General features: G+C 45.1%; 3 protein-coding genes. 1 reads left to right on the forward strand and 2 read right to left on the reverse strand.

Annotation, left to right across the window (positions count from 1 at the left end; all coding sequences use genetic code 11):
• Window positions 1-379, reverse strand: a 379-nt coding sequence (locus tag WBV75_RS12030; RefSeq protein WP_424120835.1) for a Dps family protein, incomplete at its 3' end; no start/stop codon positions are given.
• Between the two features lie 98 nt (window positions 380-477).
• On the opposite strand from WBV75_RS12030, the gene WBV75_RS12035 reads away from it, so the two are divergent.
• The gene (locus tag WBV75_RS12035; protein WP_424120836.1) at window positions 478-1,425 is read left to right on the forward strand and encodes a LysR family transcriptional regulator; all 948 of its coding nucleotides are present in this window, start codon (window positions 478-480) and stop codon (window positions 1,423-1,425) included.
• 58 nt (window positions 1,426-1,483) lie between these two features.
• Here the strand turns inward: WBV75_RS12035 and WBV75_RS12040 are convergent, their stop codons facing one another.
• On the reverse strand, window positions 1,484-1,681 hold the full coding sequence (locus WBV75_RS12040) for a hypothetical protein (RefSeq protein WP_424120837.1): 198 nt from the start codon (window positions 1,679-1,681) through the stop codon (window positions 1,484-1,486).
• Window positions 1,682-1,743 lie beyond the last annotated feature (62 nt).

Genomic DNA, 1,743 nt, shown 5'->3' on the forward strand with positions numbered 1-1,743 from the left:
CGTCCGAATCATGTAAAATTTTACGCTCCAGTACGAGTAATTCCTTTAAGGAATCGACAATCAACCGGATGGCATCCTCATCCCTGCCCACATCTTTACCTACAGGCACCTTAGAAACCCTCGTGTAATCGGCAAACGTATGCAGCGGGGTTTCGCCCAGGGTTAATACCCGCTCTGCAATCATGTCTACTTTAAGGTTGGTGTCGTCGTAGAGTTCTTCGAATTTGGCGTGAAGGTCGAAGAAACTTTTCCCGCGGATGTTCCAATGGATACCCCTGAGGTTTTGATAATAGGTTTGAAAATTGGCCAGAAGAAAATTCAGGTCGGCAGCAAGGGCTTTGGATTGACCTGCCGGAAGCCCGATAGCATTTAATTTCATAATACGATAATTTTCTTTAAAGGTATAAACAAGAAATCCTTTTACAATGAGCTATGTCAATACATTTTTTAATTTTAGAAACTCTAAGGTAGTAACCCATGACCATCACCCAACTTCAATATGTATTGGCCGTAGCTGAATATCGCAATTTTACATTGGCAGCCGAAAAGTGTTTTGTCACCCAACCGACCCTGAGCATGCAGGTGCAGAAACTGGAAGATGAATTGGATCTTCGCATTTTCGACAGGGCCAAGAAGCCCATCAGCATTACTGAAGCCGGGGAAAAAATTGTACAGCAAGCCCGAAATATCGTCAATGAAGCCGCGCGCATTAAAGATATTGTAGACCAGGAAAAAGGCTTTATTGGAGGGACCTTCAGACTGGGTATCATCCCAACGGTCATGCCCACATTATTGCCCATGTTCCTAAAGACATTTATTGACCGGTACCCCAAAGTACAGCTCATTATCAAGGAGCAGAATACAGAGGCCATAATTAAAAACCTTCGGGAGGGGCATCTGGACGCCGGTATTGCGGCCACCCCCCTGGCCAAGGACTTCCTGGTCGAGCGACCCCTTTATTACGAGCCGTTTGTAGGTTATATCCCCCAGGGGCATCGGCTTGCAAATGCACAAAAACTAAAACCTGAGGACCTCGACCTCCGGGACATCCTGCTTTTGCAGGACGGGCATTGTTTCAGGGATGGGGTCATCAACATATGTAAAAATTCAGGTCATGGTGATGAAGAGCGGTTTCAACTGGATAGCGGCAGTTTTGAAACGCTTATACACCTGGCCGATGAAAATTTGGGGATGACCTTGCTGCCCTACTTGCATACGCTGGAACTCGATGCAAAAGGACAGGAACACTTAAAGTATTTTCAGGAACCGCCCCCTGCCCGGGAGGTCAGTCTGATCTATCACAAAAAAGAACTTAAACACCAGATTTCCAGAGCACTCCGGGAAGTTATAGCCGCTGTAGTCAGAGGGGCCATTACCTTTCAGGATGTGCAGATAATTAGCCCGGCTTTAAGTGGTAAGGATTAAAACGTCTGGAAAGGAACTGGGAAAGAATTAAATGAGCCCTGGAGAACAGGGCTCACAATTACAAGGATAAGTAACACAGAGCTGGTTTTAGCTCGGGCTTGTCGGTTACGAAATGAAGAAGCCATTGTTTGAGTTCTTCAAGCTCGTTTGGCAAAAGCCGGTGAATGGCTTTTTCGAGTTCACGTCTGAATAAACGCGCATCGAAACTGACTTTTTGGAGTACCGTTTTAGTATACTCCAGCATTCCTCCTGCCATATTCTAGCGTTTAATTAAGTTAGATTGTCTATCAATCAAAATTCAAAAAGACCATTATTTAT

This window comes from Robiginitalea sp. (assembly GCF_049588695.1).
GTDB lineage: Bacteria > Bacteroidota > Bacteroidia > Flavobacteriales > Flavobacteriaceae > Robiginitalea.